Origin of the sequence: Agaribacter marinus (assembly GCF_030160655.1) — a bacterium.
In the GTDB taxonomy this organism is placed as follows: domain Bacteria; phylum Pseudomonadota; class Gammaproteobacteria; order Enterobacterales; family Alteromonadaceae; genus Glaciecola; species Glaciecola marina.
This window is the reverse complement of sequence record NZ_BSOT01000005.1, coordinates 1762800-1782829: the sequence shown is the minus strand read 5'-3', so window position 1 is coordinate 1782829 and position 20030 is coordinate 1762800. Positions and strand designations below refer to the sequence as shown.

At 40.3% G+C, this 20030-nt stretch carries 17 protein-coding genes; 11 read left to right on the top strand and 6 right to left on the bottom strand.

Annotated elements, in window-relative coordinates; translation table 11 throughout:
* The first annotated feature begins 15 nt into the window (after positions 1–15).
* From QQK00_RS09455 to QQK00_RS09440, 4 genes are all read left to right on the top strand, one after another.
* Complete coding sequence (locus QQK00_RS09455) at positions 16–273, top strand: DUF3081 family protein (RefSeq protein ID WP_284217228.1); 258 nt, start codon at positions 16–18, stop codon at positions 271–273.
* Positions 274–377: 104 nt separating this feature from the next.
* A complete protein-coding gene (lpxL, locus tag QQK00_RS09450; RefSeq protein ID WP_284217227.1) occupies positions 378–1319 on the top strand; it encodes an LpxL/LpxP family Kdo(2)-lipid IV(A) lauroyl/palmitoleoyl acyltransferase in 942 nt (313 codons plus the stop codon).
* A gap of 31 nt (positions 1320–1350) precedes the next feature.
* Complete coding sequence (locus tag QQK00_RS09445; RefSeq protein ID WP_284217226.1) at positions 1351–1932, top strand: TcpQ domain-containing protein; 582 nt, start codon at positions 1351–1353, stop codon at positions 1930–1932.
* Positions 1933–2069: 137 nt separating this feature from the next.
* Positions 2070–2783: a YdcF family protein gene (locus tag QQK00_RS09440; RefSeq protein WP_284217225.1), complete on the top strand. Its 714-nt coding sequence runs from the start codon at positions 2070–2072 to the stop codon at positions 2781–2783.
* 2 nt (positions 2784–2785) lie between these two features.
* On the opposite strand, the gene glnE is transcribed toward QQK00_RS09440, so the two are convergent.
* Complete coding sequence (glnE, locus tag QQK00_RS09435; RefSeq protein WP_284217224.1) at positions 2786–5722, bottom strand: bifunctional [glutamate--ammonia ligase]-adenylyl-L-tyrosine phosphorylase/[glutamate--ammonia-ligase] adenylyltransferase; 2937 nt, start codon at positions 5720–5722, stop codon at positions 2786–2788.
* 137 nt (positions 5723–5859) lie between these two features.
* On the opposite strand from glnE, the gene QQK00_RS09430 reads away from it, so the two are divergent.
* A complete protein-coding gene (locus tag QQK00_RS09430) occupies positions 5860–6768 on the top strand; it encodes a DUF350 domain-containing protein (RefSeq protein ID WP_284217223.1) in 909 nt (302 codons plus the stop codon).
* A gap of 14 nt (positions 6769–6782) precedes the next feature.
* Here the strand turns inward: QQK00_RS09430 and QQK00_RS09425 are convergent, their stop codons facing one another.
* Complete coding sequence (locus QQK00_RS09425) at positions 6783–7112, bottom strand: GIY-YIG nuclease family protein (protein ID WP_284217222.1); 330 nt, start codon at positions 7110–7112, stop codon at positions 6783–6785.
* 47 nt (positions 7113–7159) lie between these two features.
* Between QQK00_RS09425 and hldE the strand changes: the two genes are divergently transcribed.
* Both hldE and QQK00_RS09415 read left to right on the top strand, forming a co-directional pair.
* Positions 7160–8581, top strand: coding sequence for a bifunctional D-glycero-beta-D-manno-heptose-7-phosphate kinase/D-glycero-beta-D-manno-heptose 1-phosphate adenylyltransferase HldE (gene hldE, locus QQK00_RS09420; RefSeq protein WP_284217221.1), 1422 nt, complete (start codon positions 7160–7162; stop codon positions 8579–8581).
* A gap of 111 nt (positions 8582–8692) precedes the next feature.
* Positions 8693–9802 (top strand): XrtA/PEP-CTERM system-associated ATPase, encoded by a 1110-nt coding sequence (locus QQK00_RS09415; RefSeq protein ID WP_284217220.1) that lies wholly within the window; start codon positions 8693–8695, stop codon positions 9800–9802.
* Between the two features lie 87 nt (positions 9803–9889).
* Here the strand turns inward: QQK00_RS09415 and QQK00_RS09410 are convergent, their stop codons facing one another.
* The 4 genes from QQK00_RS09410 to QQK00_RS09395 are packed head-to-tail and all read right to left on the bottom strand — an operon-like array spanning position 9890 to position 14715.
* A complete protein-coding gene (locus QQK00_RS09410) occupies positions 9890–11554 on the bottom strand; it encodes a hypothetical protein (protein WP_284217219.1) in 1665 nt (554 codons plus the stop codon).
* Positions 11555–11566: 12 nt separating this feature from the next.
* Entirely contained in the window at positions 11567–12487 is a 921-nt protein-coding gene (locus tag QQK00_RS09405) for an XrtA-associated tyrosine autokinase (protein ID WP_284217218.1), read from the bottom strand.
* Positions 12484–14061, bottom strand: a complete 1578-nt coding sequence (locus QQK00_RS09400; RefSeq protein WP_284217217.1) for an XrtA system polysaccharide chain length determinant — start codon at positions 14059–14061, stop codon at positions 12484–12486. Before QQK00_RS09400 ends, QQK00_RS09405 begins: the two co-directional genes overlap by 4 nt.
* Positions 14062–14082: 21 nt before the next feature.
* Positions 14083–14715, bottom strand: a complete 633-nt coding sequence (locus QQK00_RS09395; protein WP_284217216.1) for an XrtA/PEP-CTERM system exopolysaccharide export protein — start codon at positions 14713–14715, stop codon at positions 14083–14085.
* Positions 14716–14957: 242 nt separating this feature from the next.
* Between QQK00_RS09395 and QQK00_RS09390 the strand changes: the two genes are divergently transcribed.
* Genes QQK00_RS09390 through QQK00_RS09375 form a run of 4 tightly spaced genes read left to right on the top strand, consistent with a single transcriptional unit; the run spans position 14958 to position 19963 of the window.
* Entirely contained in the window at positions 14958–16367 is a 1410-nt protein-coding gene (locus tag QQK00_RS09390; protein ID WP_284217215.1) for a TIGR03013 family XrtA/PEP-CTERM system glycosyltransferase, read from the top strand.
* 36 nt (positions 16368–16403) lie between these two features.
* Complete coding sequence (locus QQK00_RS09385; RefSeq protein WP_284217590.1) at positions 16404–17225, top strand: XrtA system polysaccharide deacetylase; 822 nt, start codon at positions 16404–16406, stop codon at positions 17223–17225.
* Positions 17226–17228: 3 nt separating this feature from the next.
* Positions 17229–18749: an exosortase A gene (gene xrtA, locus QQK00_RS09380; protein WP_284217214.1), complete on the top strand. Its 1521-nt coding sequence runs from the start codon at positions 17229–17231 to the stop codon at positions 18747–18749.
* Positions 18746–19963 (top strand): TIGR03087 family PEP-CTERM/XrtA system glycosyltransferase, encoded by a 1218-nt coding sequence (locus QQK00_RS09375; RefSeq protein ID WP_284217213.1) that lies wholly within the window; start codon positions 18746–18748, stop codon positions 19961–19963. Before xrtA ends, QQK00_RS09375 begins: the two co-directional genes overlap by 4 nt.
* The last annotated feature ends 67 nt before the right edge of the window (positions 19964–20030 follow it).

Genomic DNA, 20030 nt, shown 5'->3' with positions numbered 1-20030 from the left:
TACAAGCTTAAAATAATGAAAAACGAACTAGACGCCAAGATGCTATTGCGTGTGTTTGACAAAATTCGACGACATGGCGAGCACACATCAGAGCACCATGCACTTGAAGGGGTTAAAGCTTATACTGACTTTGACGGCTACACTGTATTTATTGAGGATGCCCTAGTAAAACTATCTTTTGGATTTCACAATCAATACCATTACGATTATCAAGACAAATCTCAATTGGAAGCTTTTGAAAAGAAAATAGCTTATATAGATAATCAGTATTAGCAAGAAGCCTTGTATAAAGTATCGACTAAGCTTTCTGGCAAACATACATAATGTTAACATTGCCGGTATTCGTTACTTTAGTGATATGTGTCTGAGAAATTTTTGTGGCCGTAAAATCTGTTTCTGCTCCTCGATTTACCCTTCGTTTTTTGCTTCCTAATTATTGGCATGTTTGGCTGGGAGTATTGATTCTATACATTATTTCATGGTTGCCATTTTCACTCATTCGTATACTAGGTAAAGGCTTTGGTCGTTTGTTAGGTCGGATTGCGCCTAAACGAGTAGCCGTTGCTAAGCGAAATATTGCATTAACGTTTCCCCATTGGTCAACGCGTAAGCAACAAGACGTCTTTCAGGCAAATATTGACCGGACAGGTATGGCATTGTTTGAAACTGCCATGGGCTGGTGGTGGCCTGCGTGGCGAGTGCAAAAACATGTTGAATATGAAGGCTTCGAGCATGTTGAAAAAATACTCGCGTCTGGGAAAGGGGTATTTGGTTTAGCCTTACACAACGTCAATTTAGAATTTGGCTGCAGATCTGTCGGTTACATTCATCCTAGCATTGGTTTTTACCGAAAACACAACAATCCTTTAGTGGATTACTTGCAATACCATGGCAGAAATCGAGCAAATAAATACATGGTGGACAAGCGTAATGCAAAAGCGTTTATTCAAGCACTAAATAATGGTGAATTTTGCCTGTATTTGCCTGACCAAGATTATGGCGCGGCGCAAAGTATTTTTGTACCGTTTGGCGGCGTGAGTCATACGGCTACAACAACCGCCACCTTAATGTTTGCTGAACGCGCAAATTGTGAACCTTTGTTGGTATCGTCAATGTACACTCGTCGTGGTTACAAGATAAAATTTCTTCCAGCGATTGAGTATTTTGCCGATAAAGATAAACATGAAGCGCTAACTCTGCTGAATAAAGATATTTTGTCTTTAGTGGAGTTACAGCCAGACAGTTATTTATGGATGCATAAACGGTTTAAAACGCGTCCACCAGAGGCACCTGAATCTTTATATGAGCAGCTCGAGTAATTTTAAATTTTGGTTTACGAGAATCATAGTCATGCTAGTGGTAATTGCTGGTGCTATTGCGTTTTTGCTATTCATGCCAGAAGATACAGGCTCTCCAGAAAGTGCTTCAGCGCCAAAAACAAGGCCCTCGAGCAATTCCCTTCAAGATAGTGTCAGTCGGTTTTATTCTAAGTTTCGGCAAACCTCTCGCGACCCAATCAAAGAGAAATATGGCGACTATGTTATCCCCAATGAAAAAGACGATACACCTATTGACCAACAAATAAAGTCTGTGACAAAAGTAAATTTTCCACCACTAGACAATTGGGAAGGGGCATATAAGCAACGCGCGTTTGGCAGTGGGAGTACACTCAAAAAAGAAGCAAAACAACATGCAATGGATGGAGGAATGACCTTGATTTGGGATTTGAATCAAGATTTTGTCATAAAAAAACGATTTACTTCCGAGAACTCTGTTGCCGGCATGTTGTATGAAATAGCCGGTGCTATCGATGCCAATTTTGAAAAGCAAGTACGTGTATATTTTTGCGGTAAAAAAAGGACGATCATTATTACCGACAATGCGACTGAGTATTTAGAGTTAAATTGCCAACGCTACCAGAGTTTTTATTAAACTTTAGTGATTCCACATACCTAGAAGGCAAATGTGGTATTCTTCTGGTTTTACATACCTAACTTTCTTATTTTCAGATGATCGACGGCATTGCCAAATTTCTAATTAGTCCGATTAATCAGGCCATTTTAATTTTCGTGATTGGCTTATTGTTCGCTTGTTTACGTAAAGTCAAAAAACACAGTGTTAAAAAGATAGTTGTGAGTGCACCTATTTTTGCTTTCAGTTGGATAATGCTTTGTTCGCAAACCTGGTTTAGCTATTTAGTTACTCAGCCGCTGGAGAGCTATAGTAAGGCTGTTCAAAGTCAATATATGGAAGTAAGTGATGACTACTACATTCACGTGTTGGCTTGTTATTATCAAGACAATAGTGATATTCCAATGATCAGCCGGTGGTCTGATTGTTCACTAAAAAGGTTAGTCCAAGCTGTACTATTGCATAAAAAATCAGGGGCAACGATAGTACTTACTGGTGGCCGTTTTATTCCTGAATCCGATGTGGTTTACGCCGAAAAAGCATACGCTCTTTTGCTCGAACTAGGTGTTGACGAAGACAAAATTATAGCGTTGTCGGTTGGTACAAATACGAAAGAAGAAGTGCTGGCAATCAAGCGACGATTGTCCAATAAAGCTAAACTTGCGCTTGTTTCCAGTACCACACATACTGAGCGCCTGCATAAGCTTGTTTTACAGGCAGGTTTTACGAATTTTAAATTTTTCTCGGTAGGGCATATGAACGGAGAATTTGATTGGTCTTATGCATTTGGTTTGAATCATTTTAACTTGATTAGGACTGAGCGCGCATTTTATGAATATGGCGCTCAGATCAAATCTGCAATAAACGAATGACGCTAATTTATTAGTGTATCCAAATTAAACACCGGACTTGATACTATTACTTTTTGCATTAAAAAAGATAATTCTTGTGTTGGCTCATGTAAGCTTTTTTCTGCGAGCTGCATGTGATGACCTAAGTGTCGCAGACCTAAGAAGGCTTCTCTCAAATCATTACACGCTTTTTCACTTAATAATTCCGTATTTTGTATTTCATCAAGTAAACGTAAATTGTCCGACCATTTTGCCAATTGCGGGAACTTGGATGCGTTAAGTAATACTAAAAATTGTACGCCAAATTCGATATCCACTATTCCGCCGAGTGCCTGCTTAATGTCAATATTGTCTTCTGTACTTTTGTCCAGGTGCGAGCGCATCTTATTTCGCATCGTTAAAATATCGTTTGCTAAATCGCTAGCGTTTCGTTCTTGCGTTAATATTTTGCGTTTGATGGCATTAAAAGCGCTATTTAAATCTTCACTTCCATATACTAGACGTGAGCGAACTAGTGCTTGGTGTTCCCATGTCCATGCGTCTGAATGCTGATAGTCACTAAAGCTGTCTATATGACTTATTAGTAAGCCTGAGTTACCGGCTGGGCGGAGCCTTAAATCAATTTCATACAAGATACCTTGATAAGTTTGGGTAATACACAGGTGGGAAATTCGTTGCACGAGTTTGACATAAAATTCTTGGATAGTGATGGGTTTTCTCGTGCCACTGCCGTCAGTCGTTTTATCTCTAACAGCGTCGTAAATGCATACAATATCTAAATCCGATCCGTAACTGAGTTCATATCCACCGAATTTCCCATACCCTACTATGGCGAAATTTCCTGGACTATATAGGTTATTGGGTCGACCAAATTTATGGGAAATTTGCCGCCAAGCTTGAGCAACAACTTCGTCAAGTAATACTTCTGCTAACATGCTTAGGTGGTCGCTGACTTTTGTAATTGCGAGTGTTCCGCTGATGTCTGCTGCGGCAATACGAAGTTGCTGTGTGTGTTTAAACTGACGAAGTGCATCCATTTGGGCTTCTTCATCATCTTCGGGGACTCTCAGCAAGAATTCTCGCAATTCGGCTTTACACTTTGTTTTGAACGCTTCTAACGAAAGATTTTCTGGTATTAGATAACTTGGGTGTAGCAATTCGTCTAGTAAGATTGGGAAATTTGCAATTTGACTCGCCACCCATGTACTTTTTTCACAAAGGAGCAGTAATCGTTCCCGCACTGCAGGCGTCTCTTCTAACAAGTCAATGTAGGTTGTGCGCCCCAAAATTGTACTCAAAATTTTAAAACACCCCGATACTCTTGGAGAGAAACTATTGCCAGTGTACTCAAGTAGCTCGGTCAGTATTAACGGCATCAATTTATCGAGTGAACGGCGGCCCTTTTCTGATATTGGCGTCTTTTTAACTTTCTCTCTAAATGTATTGAGCTCGGTAAATAATGCCGGGTCTACCGCTTCGGGAAACACGTCTTTCAGCAATGTCGACTGTTCGGCTTCACTAAGCCTCAATGACCACAGTTCTTTACAAACTGTATTGGCCTGACTTTCTGTGTCCTCTTCATGATTAGGGTTGTCAATAACGAGCCTAAAAAATTGATGAACACTGTGCATTATTTCGTCGATTTCTTGGATGCATGCATTGTATGATGTATGTCCCATAAGCTCACTTAATCGCGCTTGGTCAGTGGCATTGTCTGGCAGCGTTTGCGTTTGCGCATCATTGAATATTTGAAGATACTGTTCGATTTCTCGAAGCCTCAAATAATGTACCTTTAGTTGATTTTGAGTTTCACATGTAATGAATGCTTCGGCGGTAAGCGCTTGTAAGGATTTTAATAAAGGTCTTTGCTGACATTGGGTATGGCGACCGGCATGAATTAGCTGCAAACTTTGAACAAAAAACTCTATTTCTCTTATGCCGCCCTTACCCAATTTTATATTGTAAGTAATTTGCTTTCTGCGAACTTCATTTTCGATGAGCGTTTTCATCTCTCTAATCGAATCAACTGTCGTAAAATCTAGGTACTTGCGATACACAAAGGGTTTCACAATAGCGTATAGGTCGGCGGAATATTCTTTATTTTCTTCGAGTTCATCATTGATGATCCGCATTTTTTGCATCGCAAAGCGTTCCCATTCTCGACCTTGTTCTTGATAATAATTTTCAAAGGCGCTAAAAGGCATGACTAAGGGGCCGCTATCACCTAGTGGTCGCAAGCGCATATCTACTCTGTATGCGCGACCGTACTGATTGATCTGGTCAAGTGCCGCGATGAGTTTTTGTGCCAATTTGGTAAAAAATACTTGATACTCAGTGGGCTTGCGTGGGTGTTCTGTTTCTCCAACCATTGGGTAAGCAAAGATTAGATCAATATCGGATGAAAAATTTAGTTCTCTTCCCCCCAACTTTCCCATCGCCATAATTTGCAGATGTTGTTTGTTACCGTCACACCCTAGTACTTCTCCGTAACGGTGCGTTAGGTGCTTATACAGCCATTGGTAGGTGTGAATAATTATTGTGTCTGCCAAATCCGATACTTTTTGCATAGAAGACTCGATATCATGCAGGGCGAGTAAATCAGCGCATGCAATCATGCTCATTTCTATTTGCCTGAATATTCGAATATTGTTAAATAGCTCACTCTCGGATTCACTATTTTCTAAAAGATATTTGCAGCGTTGGTCAAATGAAAGTCTTGATTGGTCATAGTTAGGATCATCAATACCATTTTCGGTGATCAAATAAAAAAAACGAAGGCTAAACTCCTCCTTGAATTGCGCCGCTATTCTGCTTACAAAGTCACTCAGGGTAAATATTTTGATGAGTTTAGTTTTTTCATCAGTATGGACAGATATTGTGCTTGTTTGGTCAGTTTGCGTGAGCCAATAGTCGAATATCTCATCTGCAAGTTGCGTTTGATTTTGGGAAGCTCTTAACATCAATATCTTTGTATTTACATGGTTTTGACCATACTATAAGAATACAACATGCCACCGCAACTTGAGGGGTATTTTTACGCTAGCAATGTTGAACATGCGCTAGGGTAATATGCCCAAGTAGGGATCTATTTTTTATTATGGAACAATTGGTAAAATTTCTTCCAATCGCTAGTGATACGCCCATATATTTGGCTATCGATATTGGTATAGCGGTACTTTTATTATTTGCGATCCGCTCCTTGTCGGGCGTGTTTACAAAAATTAGTGTTCGCCAAGAATTAGGAGAAAAAGATAATTTTGCCTTCGGCATTAGTATTGCCGGACGGATGTTGTCTCTTACTATTGTTTTGTCAGCGGTTGTAGGGCGGCACATCGGTATGGGGTATGAAGCGGCAGCCATTGGGATGTTGTTGTTTGGTGGTATGGGGATTTTGTTGGTAAAAATTGGTCGCTTTGCGCACGACAAGTTAGTGCTAAATCGCTTAGACAAAGACTTGATGATAAGTGAAAAAAATGTGTCGGTCGCGCTTGTCGACGCCTCAAGCGCCATTTCTGCCGCGATCATTACAAAGAGTATTATTGACTGGGCGCAGGGGGCAGACATTAATGCCTTCATAGCAGTATTCTCTGGTGCATTGGTGGTGTTAGCGGTGTTACTTTTTGCGACACGGCTATATGAATATCGTTATGCAGAAAACAATCAAAATAATTCGTTTCAAGAAACGCTATGCAACGGTCAAATAGCCTTAGCTATTCAACACAGCGGAAATTTAATTGGTATCGCAATAGCGGTGTCTTCTGCATCTCGTTTATTGGCGTTTGACCCCATTGCTTATGTGAGCAACGTTACAGGGTGGTTGATTGTTGGTTTAGGCCTAGCATTTGTATTGATGGGATTAACGTCGCTCGCTAAACGCGTAGTTTTGTTGGGCGTAAATTGGAAGTCAGAAGTTGCACTGCAGCATAATATTGGTATTGCCAGCATAGAGGCTGTGCTATCCATTGGGATTGCGTTGTTATTTACGAACGTATTTGTCGGTGTGTAAAAAGGTTGTCGGCATTAGTCGGGCGGATTAAACACATTTGCCTCTATCCGGCAGTGCGCGATTGGTAGTAGTATATCGCCGCGGATGAGTGATAATTTTTGTGTTCTTTTTTGTTTTTTGACCCAAATTTCGGTCTTTAGTGCGTCCGACTTGTTGTCAATGCTCGCGGCGTAAACCAAGGTCAGTGGCGCCTTTCCCCTAAGTGCTTTAGCGGTTTTAATGGATTGATTACGATGCTCTTTTAACCTTCGTTCTATACAGGTTGTCACGCCACAATATAAGGTATCTTGGACGGTTTTTATAAGGTAGATAAACCAAGGTCTTGCTGCTTTTTTTTGATTCACTGGTATACTCGCCAAACATTCTTATTTAGCGATAATACTCATTCACAATGCAATTACCAGATTTTAGTCAAGCACGTTTACTCATTGTCGGCGATCTTATGCTTGATCGGTATTGGACGGGTGCCACTGGGCGTATCTCGCCTGAGGCACCTGTGCCAGTCGTAAATGTTAAAGATATTGAAGACCGTCCAGGTGGTGCCGCTAATGTTGCCGTAAATGCCGCAACTTTGGGAGCGCAGGTCAAGATCATGGGGTTTACAGGCAATGATGAGTGTGCGGATATTCTAGAAACTAAACTCTCAGCTTATGGTATTGACGCTGATTTAATTCGAGTGAATGAGTTCGATACTATTACTAAACTTCGCATTATGAGCCGTAACCAGCAATTGCTGCGTTTGGATTTTGAAAAGTCATTTGCCGAAATTGATAAGTCTGAGTTGTTTCACCGATTCTGCGCTGTGTTAAATGAAATAGATGTAGTCGTACTCTCAGATTATAGCAAAGGTTCCTTAAGTCACGTCAGTGATTTAATCAAATATGCTAACGAGCGCGCCGTGCCGGTGATTGTGGACCCTAAAGGACATGATTTCAGAAAATATGCGGGTGCGACGCTAATCACACCAAATATGAATGAGTTTGCCACGGTGTTCGGCACATACGCCGACGAAGAGTCACTGAAACAGGTGGCATTAGGCGCATGTAAAGAGATTGGTGTAGATAACATATTGCTCACACGTTCTGAAAATGGGATGACCCTGTACGCTCCCCCTGAAGTATATCACTCGCCGGCGCTTGCAAAAGAGGTGTTTGACGTGACAGGCGCGGGAGATACAGTCGTTTCTACTCTTGCTTGTACCATTGCTACGGGGTGTAGTATGCCCTTAGCCTGTCAGTTGGCTAACCATGCAGCAGGTGTCGTTGTTGGAAAATTAGGCACAAGTACTGTTACCAGCACAGAACTTGCGTTAGCAATGAACTCTCATAAAGCGCTTGATGGTGGCGTAATGTCAGAGCTTCAACTGATTCAGGCGCTTAAACAGGCAAAATTGCGCGGTGAAAAAATTGTATTTACGAACGGATGTTTTGATATTTTGCATGCAGGGCATGTGAGCTACCTAAAGGAAGCAGCGGCGTTGGGCGATAGATTAATAGTCGCCGTTAACGGCGATGATTCGGTGACGCGCTTGAAAGGCATTGGTAGACCCGTAAACCCTTGTAATCGACGTATGGCTGTGTTGGCTGGATTGCAATCGGTTGATTGGGTTGTTGAATTTACTGAAGATACCCCACAAAGAATAATATCTGCGCTTCTGCCCGATGTCCTGGTAAAAGGTGGTGATTATAAATTAGAAGACATCGTAGGCGGTGCTGAAGTCATTGAGAACGGCGGTGAAGTAAAAGCACTAACATTTGAAGATGGTGTATCGACAAGTGCTATCATTACGCAAATTATAGATAAGCAGCAGTAACAGAGGTAAAATAAGCTGTTCTGTAGGTAAGATAGTTAGCGCTGTAAACACTTAGGATGATGGAAATAGAGGATATTACCGTCAAATTTATACATTGGGATTAGAAATAAAATGTACGAAAGTTATTATGGACTAGATTCAAAACCGTTTCAGCTTACACCTGATCCTGAGTTTTTTTACGCAAGTAAGCTACATAAAAGAGCCATGTCTTATCTTCAATATGGGCTTTCTCAAGCTGAAGGTTTTATCGTTATAACGGGTGATATAGGCACTGGAAAAACAACGATTGCCAATAGCTTATTAAATGATATTGAAAATGATATCTACGCTGTACAAATAGTGACACCCAAGCTAAGTCCAGATGAACTCATCAAAATGGTCGCATCTAAGTTAATGTTGCCAGTAGAGGGAAAGACAAAATCTGATTTGCTTGAAGCCATTCAAGGTTTTCTTCAGTCCTTGGCTGCTCAAGGAAAGCGTGCGCTTTTATTGGTTGATGAAGCACAAAATTTACCCTTAGAAACGATTGAAGAACTTAGAATGCTGTCTAACTTTCAAGAAGCTGGAAAACCATTGTTACAGAGTTTTTTGTTGGGACAGGCTGAGCTTCAACCCATTCTTCGTGCGCCGAATATGGAACAGTTTAGGCAACGAATCGTGGCATCTTGTCATTTAACGCCGTTGAACAGGGAAGAAATGCAAGAGTATATTCAATATCGTTTAGAGCATGCAGGTTCAACACAAACGAAGCTTATTTCTAACGATGCCTTTGATGCAATTTTTAAATTTACTAATGGCGTGCCAAGAAAAGTAAATACCTTGATGGATCGTGTATTATTGTTTGGTTTCTTAGAAGAACTAGATAATATTGACGAAGAAGCGGCATCACAAGTTATTCAAGAAGTTAAGGCCGAAATGTTTGTGTCCGATGACGATAAACCGGAAATGAACGAGACCCAGCAGCACGACGCAATACACACACCTGCAAGTCAAGGGACAACGCCCAATCATTCTGATAATGTTCAGGAAATTCCTGAACTCATTACGCCCAATGGCAATAAAATTCAAGAAGCTGCCTATTATAAAGCGATGTTGGAAGAGTTAGTCGATGCGCTTGACGATGCTATTAAGCATAAAATTAAACTAACGCAATATATCGACAAACTTCTGAAAAAGAAATACCAAACATATGTTCGTTTAAAAACGGATGATGATAAATAATCGATGAAGTGTTTATCTCTTTTAAATCTGTATTTATTGGAGATAAACACGCCAACCGGTTAACAACTAAATAAGCTAATTGATGTGTTAGCGTTTACTCAACTGGTAGCGTATTGATGCCGTAATTCGATTGTCAGTAAGTGGCCCATCAATTCCGCCAAAGTTACCTCCTATGCTACCAATGGCGTCACCGCTTCTATCTAGATAGTTATAGCCAATTGATGCAAATAAACTTTTTGAAAAGCGCCTTTCAATGTTTAGACTAAATTCATTAATTCTAGAATTTAGGTCTTCGTCAGCCCTAACTCTGTTAACATCAGCATACCTTAAGGTTGCTCTCATTGTTGTACGAGGGCTAAACCCTATAGACGATGTAAGTTGAATTGAGTCTGTTGTGGTTTCTAAACTTCTTTCTATATCTTCATCTATACTTTGCGCAACGCTAAACGAAATGTTAGTTCTACGTCTTTGAACGGCGCTGGTATATTGAGCATTTTTACGAATAATAACGCTATCACTTAGTTCAAAGTTCGTTTCAACGAAGGGTACAAAAATCGCGTCAGGTGGAAGGGATGCAGGATCCAGAGAGTCCAATAATTCACAATCCGCTATGCTTGTGCTGCCATTGGTACATGCAAAAAAACTGGTAAGGTCGTTCTGGAGCAATTGTGAACTGGTGGTTACCGTTTCTGAGTAGCTGACGTTGTTGCGCCAATGTCGCGTGTTATGACTGAAAGAGACGCTTGCAGCATCGCCAAAAAAGCGTTTTGTAAACTGAGCTTGTAAATCTGTTCTTGGTGAAAATTGCCAGTTAATTCGTCCCCCAAGAAAACTCTCTGTTTCATCGTCTTCCCCAGCTCTGGCATCCTTTTTGGAATTATTCCAAGTCAGCTGCAGCAGTTTGTTCCTGGAAACTTGCCAAGTCAAACCTGCGCCGTAAGAATAAAACTCTCTTAGCGAGCTCATTTCACTGAAATCGTTTTCGATTTCATTATTTTCGTAATTTAGTACAACGGTAAACATCAGGTCTGATGTAAACAACGGTGCACGAAAATCGGCGTCAACGTTACTAGATAAAAAGTCTTCACGCTCTGAACGTTTGGTGACAGAGCTTGTCCCCTGAATTTGCATTGTGAAGGGCCTAAAGTCACGTCCACTAAACAAATTTACCCGCCCTAAGTATCTTTCGTTATCGAAGGCTAATGCGTCACTACCTTGTTGATTGTCAGATGTGAAATTTGAATAAGACAGCGTGGAGTCAATACCAAAATACGTCTTCGCAGGAAGCGAAAGTTCAACTGCACCTCTGTACGAATTTGTTTTTGCAAGATTCTCAGCATTTAACAGAAAGTCATCAACAATAAAGCTATTGGCGGCGAGTCCTCTATATCCTTGATTTGCGTCGCCAGTTACCCGTAAGAAGTTATCAATTAAATTCAGTCCAAATCTACCACTATAATTAGTGTAATTATTTTTAACTGTATTGCTTTCAAGTGAGCGACTAACGTGGTTGTGTTCAGCTCTAAGATTGAAGTTTACCCGTTTTGCATTGTAAATAGCTGACAAATATGGGGAGAAGATCAAGTTGTCAGAATCGATTTGCGAGTTGTTTGTATAGTCATCAATGGTTTGATTGATGTATTCACTCTCGACGCCAGCATTCACATGAATTTCAGCAGCAGATGCGCCAAATACGAACATAAAAGAGGCAATCGTAAAGTAATATTTTTTATTTCCGTTTAGTGCATCCATTGCTTTACCGTATTACTCTTTATCAGGTTTCGGTTCATGACCATAGTAGTAGCCATAATAACCGCCAGCTTCGGTCATATTGATTGATTTATTGACAACAAAACCTACGGCCATATCTGGATTTAAACGTTCAACGGAACTTTCGATATCAGGTAGTTTTGATTTACCCTCTTCAACAACAACTACTGCTTGCCCAGCAAAGCTCGCTAATATTGCTGACTCATTTATACCTATGATAGGCGGCGTATCAATAATGACTATTCTGTCAGGGTAACGAGTGGAAAACTCATTTACGGTTTCATGCATTATAGCGCTAGCAAGTAGTTCTGTTGAAAGGTGATGAGAGCTTCCAGCAGGAATAATGCGGAGTTTGTCTACATTTGTGCGGTAAATATATTGGCTGAGAGGTTCGCTATCACTCAAAAGGTAATCCATTAACCCTTTTTTTGCTCGTAAATCTAGCGTCTTTAGCACATTGGGTTTTAACACATCGGCATCTACTAACAAAACTGTTTTATCTTGTTCTGCTGCTATGCTAAGTGCCAAGTTTACCGCAGTAAACGTCTTGCCTTCAGATGGCCTTGCACTTGTTACCATAATAATATTGCTATTGGATAGCGTTTTAGACAGTGGACCAAACGCATTTTGTATCAACTTTCGTTTGATTTCTCTGTATTCTTCGTTAATTCGTCTTCTAGGGTCAGACGTAGTAACGAAACCAAGTGACTCTAAACGTTCGAGATCAATTTCTAAAAAATTCTCTTCAGGTGTAAAGCTACTACTTTTTCCAGCTTGAGGTTCTGCGACATGATCCGCAATTTCACTTTTTACGTCTTGTGCAAGCGCCGCCGTCTCGGTATTTTTAGCTTGAGAATTGTCACTTTTTTTGGCTTGCTGTTGCCTCTGAAGCGCTTTTTCTATAGTACTTTTCATGACATCACCTTGCTTAACAGGTTTATATTCATTACATCAGCAGCAACTAATACACCATACATAAATACTATTGTTCCTGATGATGCAATAAACACCAATAATCTCAATCTATTACGTCCGATTATTTTATCTATTTCAAGGTGTGTTACTGCGCCAAGTACTGGGAATCCAGTCATTAACGTTAACTGATGCCCTCGAACTAGCACTGGGTTTAATTGGGACATTAAAAAGGCCAATGCGATACCTAAACCAAAGCCAACAAAAAGAATACCAGTGTAAAATATCACACGGTTCGGTCCAGTAGGTGCATTGGGCACCAGAGGTGGTTTAATAATTCTAAACTGTAACTCTTCAGAGGAGATAGCAGCTCGTTCGCTGATATCAGCGGCTTCTTTCCGGGAAAGTAGCTCTTCATATTTCCCTTTTATGATGTCGTAGTTTCTATTTTTTGCCAGACCTTCTGCTTCTATTTGAGGCACTAAGTCAATTTTATTCTGCAAGTCTTCGACTTTTGCGACGTAGTCGGTCTCACGTACTTTTAATGACGCAATTTGACTTTCGAGCCGACTAATTTCGAGCGTTATCTCTTGATTCAATTGATTTAACACAGGGGCGTCTTCAGATGAATCTTGGTTTAGATAAGCCTCTATTTCTTTGTCACGAGATGACTTTAGCGCATCCAGTAAGTTTTGGGTTTCGATAACGTCGGGGTGTTTGGGTGTAAAACGTAACTTTAGTTCATCTAATTTTGCCTCTTGAGCCAAAATTCTTGAATCAAAGCGAGTTGTTATCACCGGCGCTTCGCCATCACTTCTTACAGAAAAACTGTCAGATGCTTTTTGTTTTCCGGTAAGTCTCGTCTTAAGTGATACAATCTGTTGTTCGGCTTCTTTCATTTGAAGCCTTGTGGAGGAAAGCTGCTCATTTATGGTTGATAAATTACTATGGAAGCTGCCTTGCAGCGGCAATATGTCACTGTGTTGCCGCTGAAAATCTGCTTTTTGTTGTTCAGCGTCTGACAACCTTGATTCATATTCCGCTATTTGCTCATCTAAGAATCTAGATGCGTTATCTGTATCTCGCCGGTTACCACCAAGTGAACCTTCAACAAATATATCTAATGTTTCTTGTACTACAGTTCTAGACATCTCTGGACGTCGATGCTCATACCAAATGGTATAAATATTTTCTCTACCGGTCGTCTGCAGTCTAATACCTTGGGTAAGCTCCTCTATTAAGCGATCATAGTCTGCGTCAGTTGTAACAGTAATATCTAAATCGGACTCCCTCGCAATTTCCTCAATATTTGAACGGCTTTTCAGTGTTTTCGCCATCATCTGAACTTCTTGTTCAGGGTTGGTATATATTGATATGCCTGCAAGCAGTGGCGCAAGCATTGAGCGTGTGTCTACATATACTTGCGCTTCTGATTTATATACATCAGGCATGTTAGCGACGTAGACAAAACCAATAGGGCAAACAAGCCAAGAACAAATAATTAAGTAACGCTTCTTTATCCAAATACCACGTATATAGTCGAGCACTATTTGGATAGTTTGTTGTAAATCCTGCATAAATTTCTATAAATTCCTAATTTAGAACCAGGCTTCAGGAATAATTACGATATCACCCGGAAGCATATCCACATTCTTAGTTATATCGCCTTCTTTTATGAGATCTTCAATAAAAACGTTATAAGTCACTTGTTTACCATCAACTACTCTAACTAACTTTGCGTCGTTGCCGTCGGCAAATTCGGTAAGGCCACCGACAGAAATCATTAAATCCAGTAAGGTCATGTATTGTGTATAGTTGATTGCTCTGGGGTTAGACGCTTCACCGATGACTCTGACTTGTTCGCTATAGGGACCCTGAAAACCACCCACAGAAACGGTCACTCTTGGGTTGTTAATATAGGTTGATAATTGCTCTTCCAATTCTCTTGCGAGCATACTGGGAGTGCGGCCTGCAACCTCAACGTCTTCGACTAACGACGTTGTGACTTTACCGTCAGGCCTGACGATAAAGGACCCAGATATTTCAGGGTTACGCCAGACAAATATGGTCAATTGGTCGCCCGGACCAATAAGATATTGGTAATCATTGACATCGGTTGTTAGTGACGCCCGAGATGAAGCGCTAGGTAACTCAGATGTTGCACAACCAGACAAAAATGTGCTGATTGTTAATACACTTAAAATAGAAACTAATAATGACAACGGTTTCATGCTATTTTCCTTAATAAGTACCCCGAAAACACAATTAGATGCTGAGTTTTTCAACTCTAACAGCTATTAAGTTGAGGATTATGCACTATGACTAAATAATTTTCACCATAATGTATTAAAATCTTGGGTTTACCAACCGATATATTCCACTATAATGCAAAACAGTTTTGGATGTGATGGTCAAACCGTATGTTTTATCAGAACTTTGGTAGCTTATTAATACAAGGATTTTATTTCTTCATATGACAAAATCAAAGCAATCTCCTAGTCGCAGATCATATAAATTAGTGGCAAGTGAAGCTGCTATTATTGGATATGTGGCTTATTTCGCTGCTTTGAGTTTGAAGTGGTTAGATATAATTGAACTTGCGAATACGTCTGTTACGTTTGCAAATGTTATGGTTTTTACCATTTCAGTTGTAATAATAAATTTATCCGTCGGTTTATATGAAGCCAAATTAAGAGAGCCTTTTAGAGGAATTATTCGACGTATTTTTGTCAGTGCGATTTTATCGTTTTTTGTCGTTGCGATGTTTTCAGGGGTCTTGTTTACTGAATTTTCTCCTCACCCATTATATGCGCCAACGGCGGTGCCGCTGATTATTTTGTCGTTGGTGATTTTCCGTTACCACATTCATACGACAGACACGTTTTATAGTAAGCCAAGAATTATTGTGCTAGGCGTAGGCGTTAGGGCGTCAGTTATAGAAAAGCGTATGCGCAGAGACGTCGATAGGGCTAATTTCGACTTGATCGGCTTTGTGCCAATGCCGGGTGATGATAACGAAAACGGTATTAAAAACGAGACCCTTTTACATATCGATGTAAATGAAGAATTGCAACGTTTTTTAGCTGACAATGAGGTCGCTGAAATTGTTATAGCCAGCGATCAACGCAGAGGTACATTGCCAGTGTCGACGCTGTTTGATGCCAGATTAAAAGGGATTACAGTGACTGACTTGCTTGATTTTATGGAGCGGGAAACAGGTCAAATCGCTGTTGATTTAATGTATCCAAGCTGGGTTATTTATTCTAATGGCTTTCAGTCTCAAAACTACTTCAGGCAGCTAGCCGATTTTTGGATAAATATCACGCTTGCTCTAATTATATTATCTGTTACGTGGCCAATCATGTTGATAACTGCAATATGTATATATGTGGATGATGGTTACCGTACAAAAACATCCGTGTTGTATAAACAAGAGCGAATAGGCAAAGACGGAAAGTCATTTAATATCCTCAAATTTAGAAGTATGAGGCCCGATGCTGAAAAAGATGGTGCGAAGTGGGCATCTAAAAACGATTCTAGAGTTACCGCCATTGGTGGCTTTATACGTAAATATCGCGTTGACGAACTTCCTCAATTATTTAACGTGATTAGAGGTGAAATGTCGTTCATTGGTCCGCGACCGGAACGTCCTCAGTTTGTCGAGCAGCTTATTAAAGAAGTACCTTACTATGCACAACGACACAATGTTAAACCAGGCTTAGCCGGTTGGGCACAATTGAATTATCCTTATGGCGCGAGTGTGTTGGATTCGCTAGAAAAACTGAAGTTCGACTTGTACTATGTAAAACATCAAAGTCTTTTGCTTGATCTATTGATACTTGTGAGAACAGTTGAAATCGTACTATTTGGCAAAGGACGGTAATTTTTGAGTAACTCAAGTAAGACCAAAACACATGCAATGACAGTAGATGTTGAAGACTACTTTCATGTGTCTGCCTTCGAATCTGTCATCTCACCAAATGATTGGGATAGTATTTCTTTACGCGTCGCAGACAATACCAATCGATTAATTGATTTGTTCAATGAGAATGACGTTAAGGCGACGTTTTTTACATTGGGTTGGGTTGCAAAACGTTGCCCTGAATTGGTAAAGCGAATCGTAAATGAAGGGCATGAAATTGCGAGTCATGGATTGAATCATCGTCGGAACACGTCGATGTCGCGCGCACAAGTTAGAACAGATATTGGTGATAGTAAGGCTATATTGGAAGATATCACAGGGCGGGCCATTCAAGGCTATCGGGCGCCTAGTTTTTCAATTGATGAGTCGAATGAATATGTATTTGAATTGCTTGTAGAGTTTGGCTTCAAATACTCTTCAAGCACATATCCTATCAGTCATGATTTGTATGGCGTACCGCATTGGCCAAGATTTGCACATAAACGCCAAGAAGGTCTTATCGAAATTCCTATTCCGACGATTCAGCATAAGGGAATAAACAAGGGTATTGGCGGTGGTGGATACTTTAGATTGTTCCCATATTGGTTGTCAAAGCGTCGCATTGAACGTTATGTAAATAGTATTGAGCACCCTTACAATTTCTATTTTCACCCTTGGGAAATTGATCCAGAGCAGCCTCGCGTTGACAATGCACCGTTTAAATCGAAGTTGCGTCACTATATCAATTTGGGGGCTATGGAGAATAAACTGGTTAAATTGATGCGTGATTACAAGTGGTCAAGCATGAATAAGGTTTATGAGGATTTACTAAGGGAATAAAAAATGCCATTACGATTAGGTAGTAATAAATGGATATACGTGCTCGCAGCCCTAATTAGTATCCTCTGGGTTGTTTTCACGTGGAAAGGGTTAACCACTGCAATTGAAATCTGGTACATATCAGAAATATTCAATCATTGTTTTATTGTCTTACCAGCATGTCTCTATTTAGTTTGGGAAAAGCGTAAAGAAATTCCATGGCATTGCGCAAGAATTGAGTGGTGGTTATTACCTGTAATTCTTATGCAACTACTATTGTATCTGTTTGGGTATGCTGGTGATATCAATCTGTTCATGCATGTCGCTACCTTTTCCATGCTCCTTACCATAACGTGGTTCTTATTGGGAAATATCGTAGCGAAGCATATGGTGTTCCCACTCTTCTTTATTCTTTTCAGTATTCCTGTAGGCGAGGAATTGGTGCCATATCTTCAAGAGATTGCTGCTGATTTTTCGGTGATGCTATTGGAAGCGTCAGGCGTCCCTGTATTTAAAAACGGGCTGTATATTGAAATCCCAGAAGGTAAATTTTTAGTTGCAGAAGCGTGTTCAGGTATTAGTTTTCTAATTGCATCTATTGTTTTAGGAAATTTGTACGCATACCTGAATTTAAAGCGATTAAAAACGCGCCTGTTATTTGTTGCATTAAGTATTGTCTTTCCGGTCGTCGCAAATGTCATCAGGGTGTACGGCATCATCATGATTGGTCATTTATCTGACATGGAGCATGCGGTTGGCGCAGATCATCTTATTTATGGCTGGTTCTTCTTTGCGTTTGTGTTGGTCGTTTTATTTTTAATTGGTGAAGCGATAAGAAAAGTAGAACTTAAAAAATTATCGAAGCTACCTGATCCTCCATCAAAGCCTAGTACTTTGCAGGGTAGTCCATATTCCGGTTCTTCTTTAGGGCCTACGTCATGTGTGTTGTTAATTTTGTTTTTTGCCAGTGGCTTAATAAAAATTCATTCATTGGATGAACCGCAAAACAACGCGAAGCATTATTCTTCCTATATGTTTGAAATGAATCAAACAAAGCATAATGGCAGAAGTCGTGTGCTTTGGGAGCCTGATTACGACAAGGCAATGGCGAAATATCAACAGTCATATATGTTAAATGGTACTGAAGTTGTCAATTATGTGGCGTTATTTTCGACATCAGACGGTGAAATAGTTAGAAATCAAGATCGTTTATATAATCAAGAACGCTGGACAATAGCGTCAAAGCGTTCTGTTCAATTACATGATGGTCTTCTGTTCAATGTGGATAACGTTGTATCTGTGACGAATGCATCGATGGAAATTTATTCAGCCTACCTAATTGACAATCGTTTATTCACAAGCAAAGCGAAAGCGAAGTTATATGAAACGTGGGCGAAACTCAAAAATGGAAGTGCGTCTGGCGCGCTGTTGGCAGTTGCCGTAATAAGAGATGGCAAGCAAGGCGAGTTGTCTGATGAGCAGAAGGAGCACATCATCAATTTCGTTGATAAAGTCCAAGAAGCGATGAAAGATGGCAAATCATGAGTGTTCTTTTTGTCTGTCAAAGAGTGCCGTACCCACCAAATAAAGGTGAAAAACTACGTACGTTTCATCAGCTGAAATTTTTAGTAGAACAAGGTGTAGATATTACGGTGTTGTCACCCGCTGAAACGGATGATGACATGCGAGATGCTGACCAACTAGCCCAGCGTTTAAATATTCCTGTGCATGCAATTAAGGTATCGGCGTCACCTTTAACCTTAATAGCGGGCTTGTTTAAAGGTGAGGCGTTAAGTGTCGCGAAGTTTTACCACAACAAAATTCAAGCGTTTTTTGATGCGCTTATAGAGACTCAGAAGTATCGAAATGTGGTGTTTACTGCGTCAAGCCTTACGCCATACTGGTGGAAGAAAAAAGGGAATTTAACTCACAATATTCGCTTATTCTGTGACTTTATGGATGTTGACTCTAATAAATGGCATCAATATGCTGAAAATGCATCATTTCCAATGCGCTTGGTATATCGAAGAGAAGCGCGATTAATTGAACATATTGAAGTTAAAAGCTGCCGAAAATTCGAGCGGTGCTTTTTAATTGCAGACAAAGAAGTTGAGCTCATGGCGACTTTTTTACCTGAAGATGCAAAAGTGCCGTTGGCCATTGGCAATGGGATTGATACTGAGGAATTCTTCCCTATCTCCACTAAGCACCATGTTAGCTCTGAGTTGACAGGCACTAAATCTTTTCTTTTTGTTGGCGTAATGGACTATAAACCAAATGTTGATGCCGTCCTTTGGTTTGTGAATAACGTTTGGCCGATGATTATTAAGAAGACGCCCTCTGCAAGGTTTAAGGTTGTCGGCATGTCTCCTAATGCAAAAATAATGGCGTTATCAAGTATACAGGGAGTAGAGGTAACAGGGAAAGTAGACGATGTGACTGAGTTTTTCCAACAAGCGGATATTTTTGTTGCGCCTTTTACTATTGCGCGTGGCGTGCAGAATAAAATTCTTCAAGCAATGGCGTGTGGTCTGCCTGTAATTACTACCACTAAAGGTGCTGAAGGTATCAATTGTTCGGATAAAGAAGACATATTGATTGCCGATGATGCTGACAGTTTCATGCAGCAGATAGATTACTTGGCAATTGACAGCCACACGCAAAGTATCGCAAATGCCTCTCGGAGACGAATTATTAATGAGTATTCGTGGGAAGGTAATTTATTGCCACTGAAACAAGCAATTGTCGATGAGAAATGACTATGCATTTCGTTAAAAGAGCGATTTTTTTTAGTTGCACAATTATTTTGTTACCCCTCTTATGTTT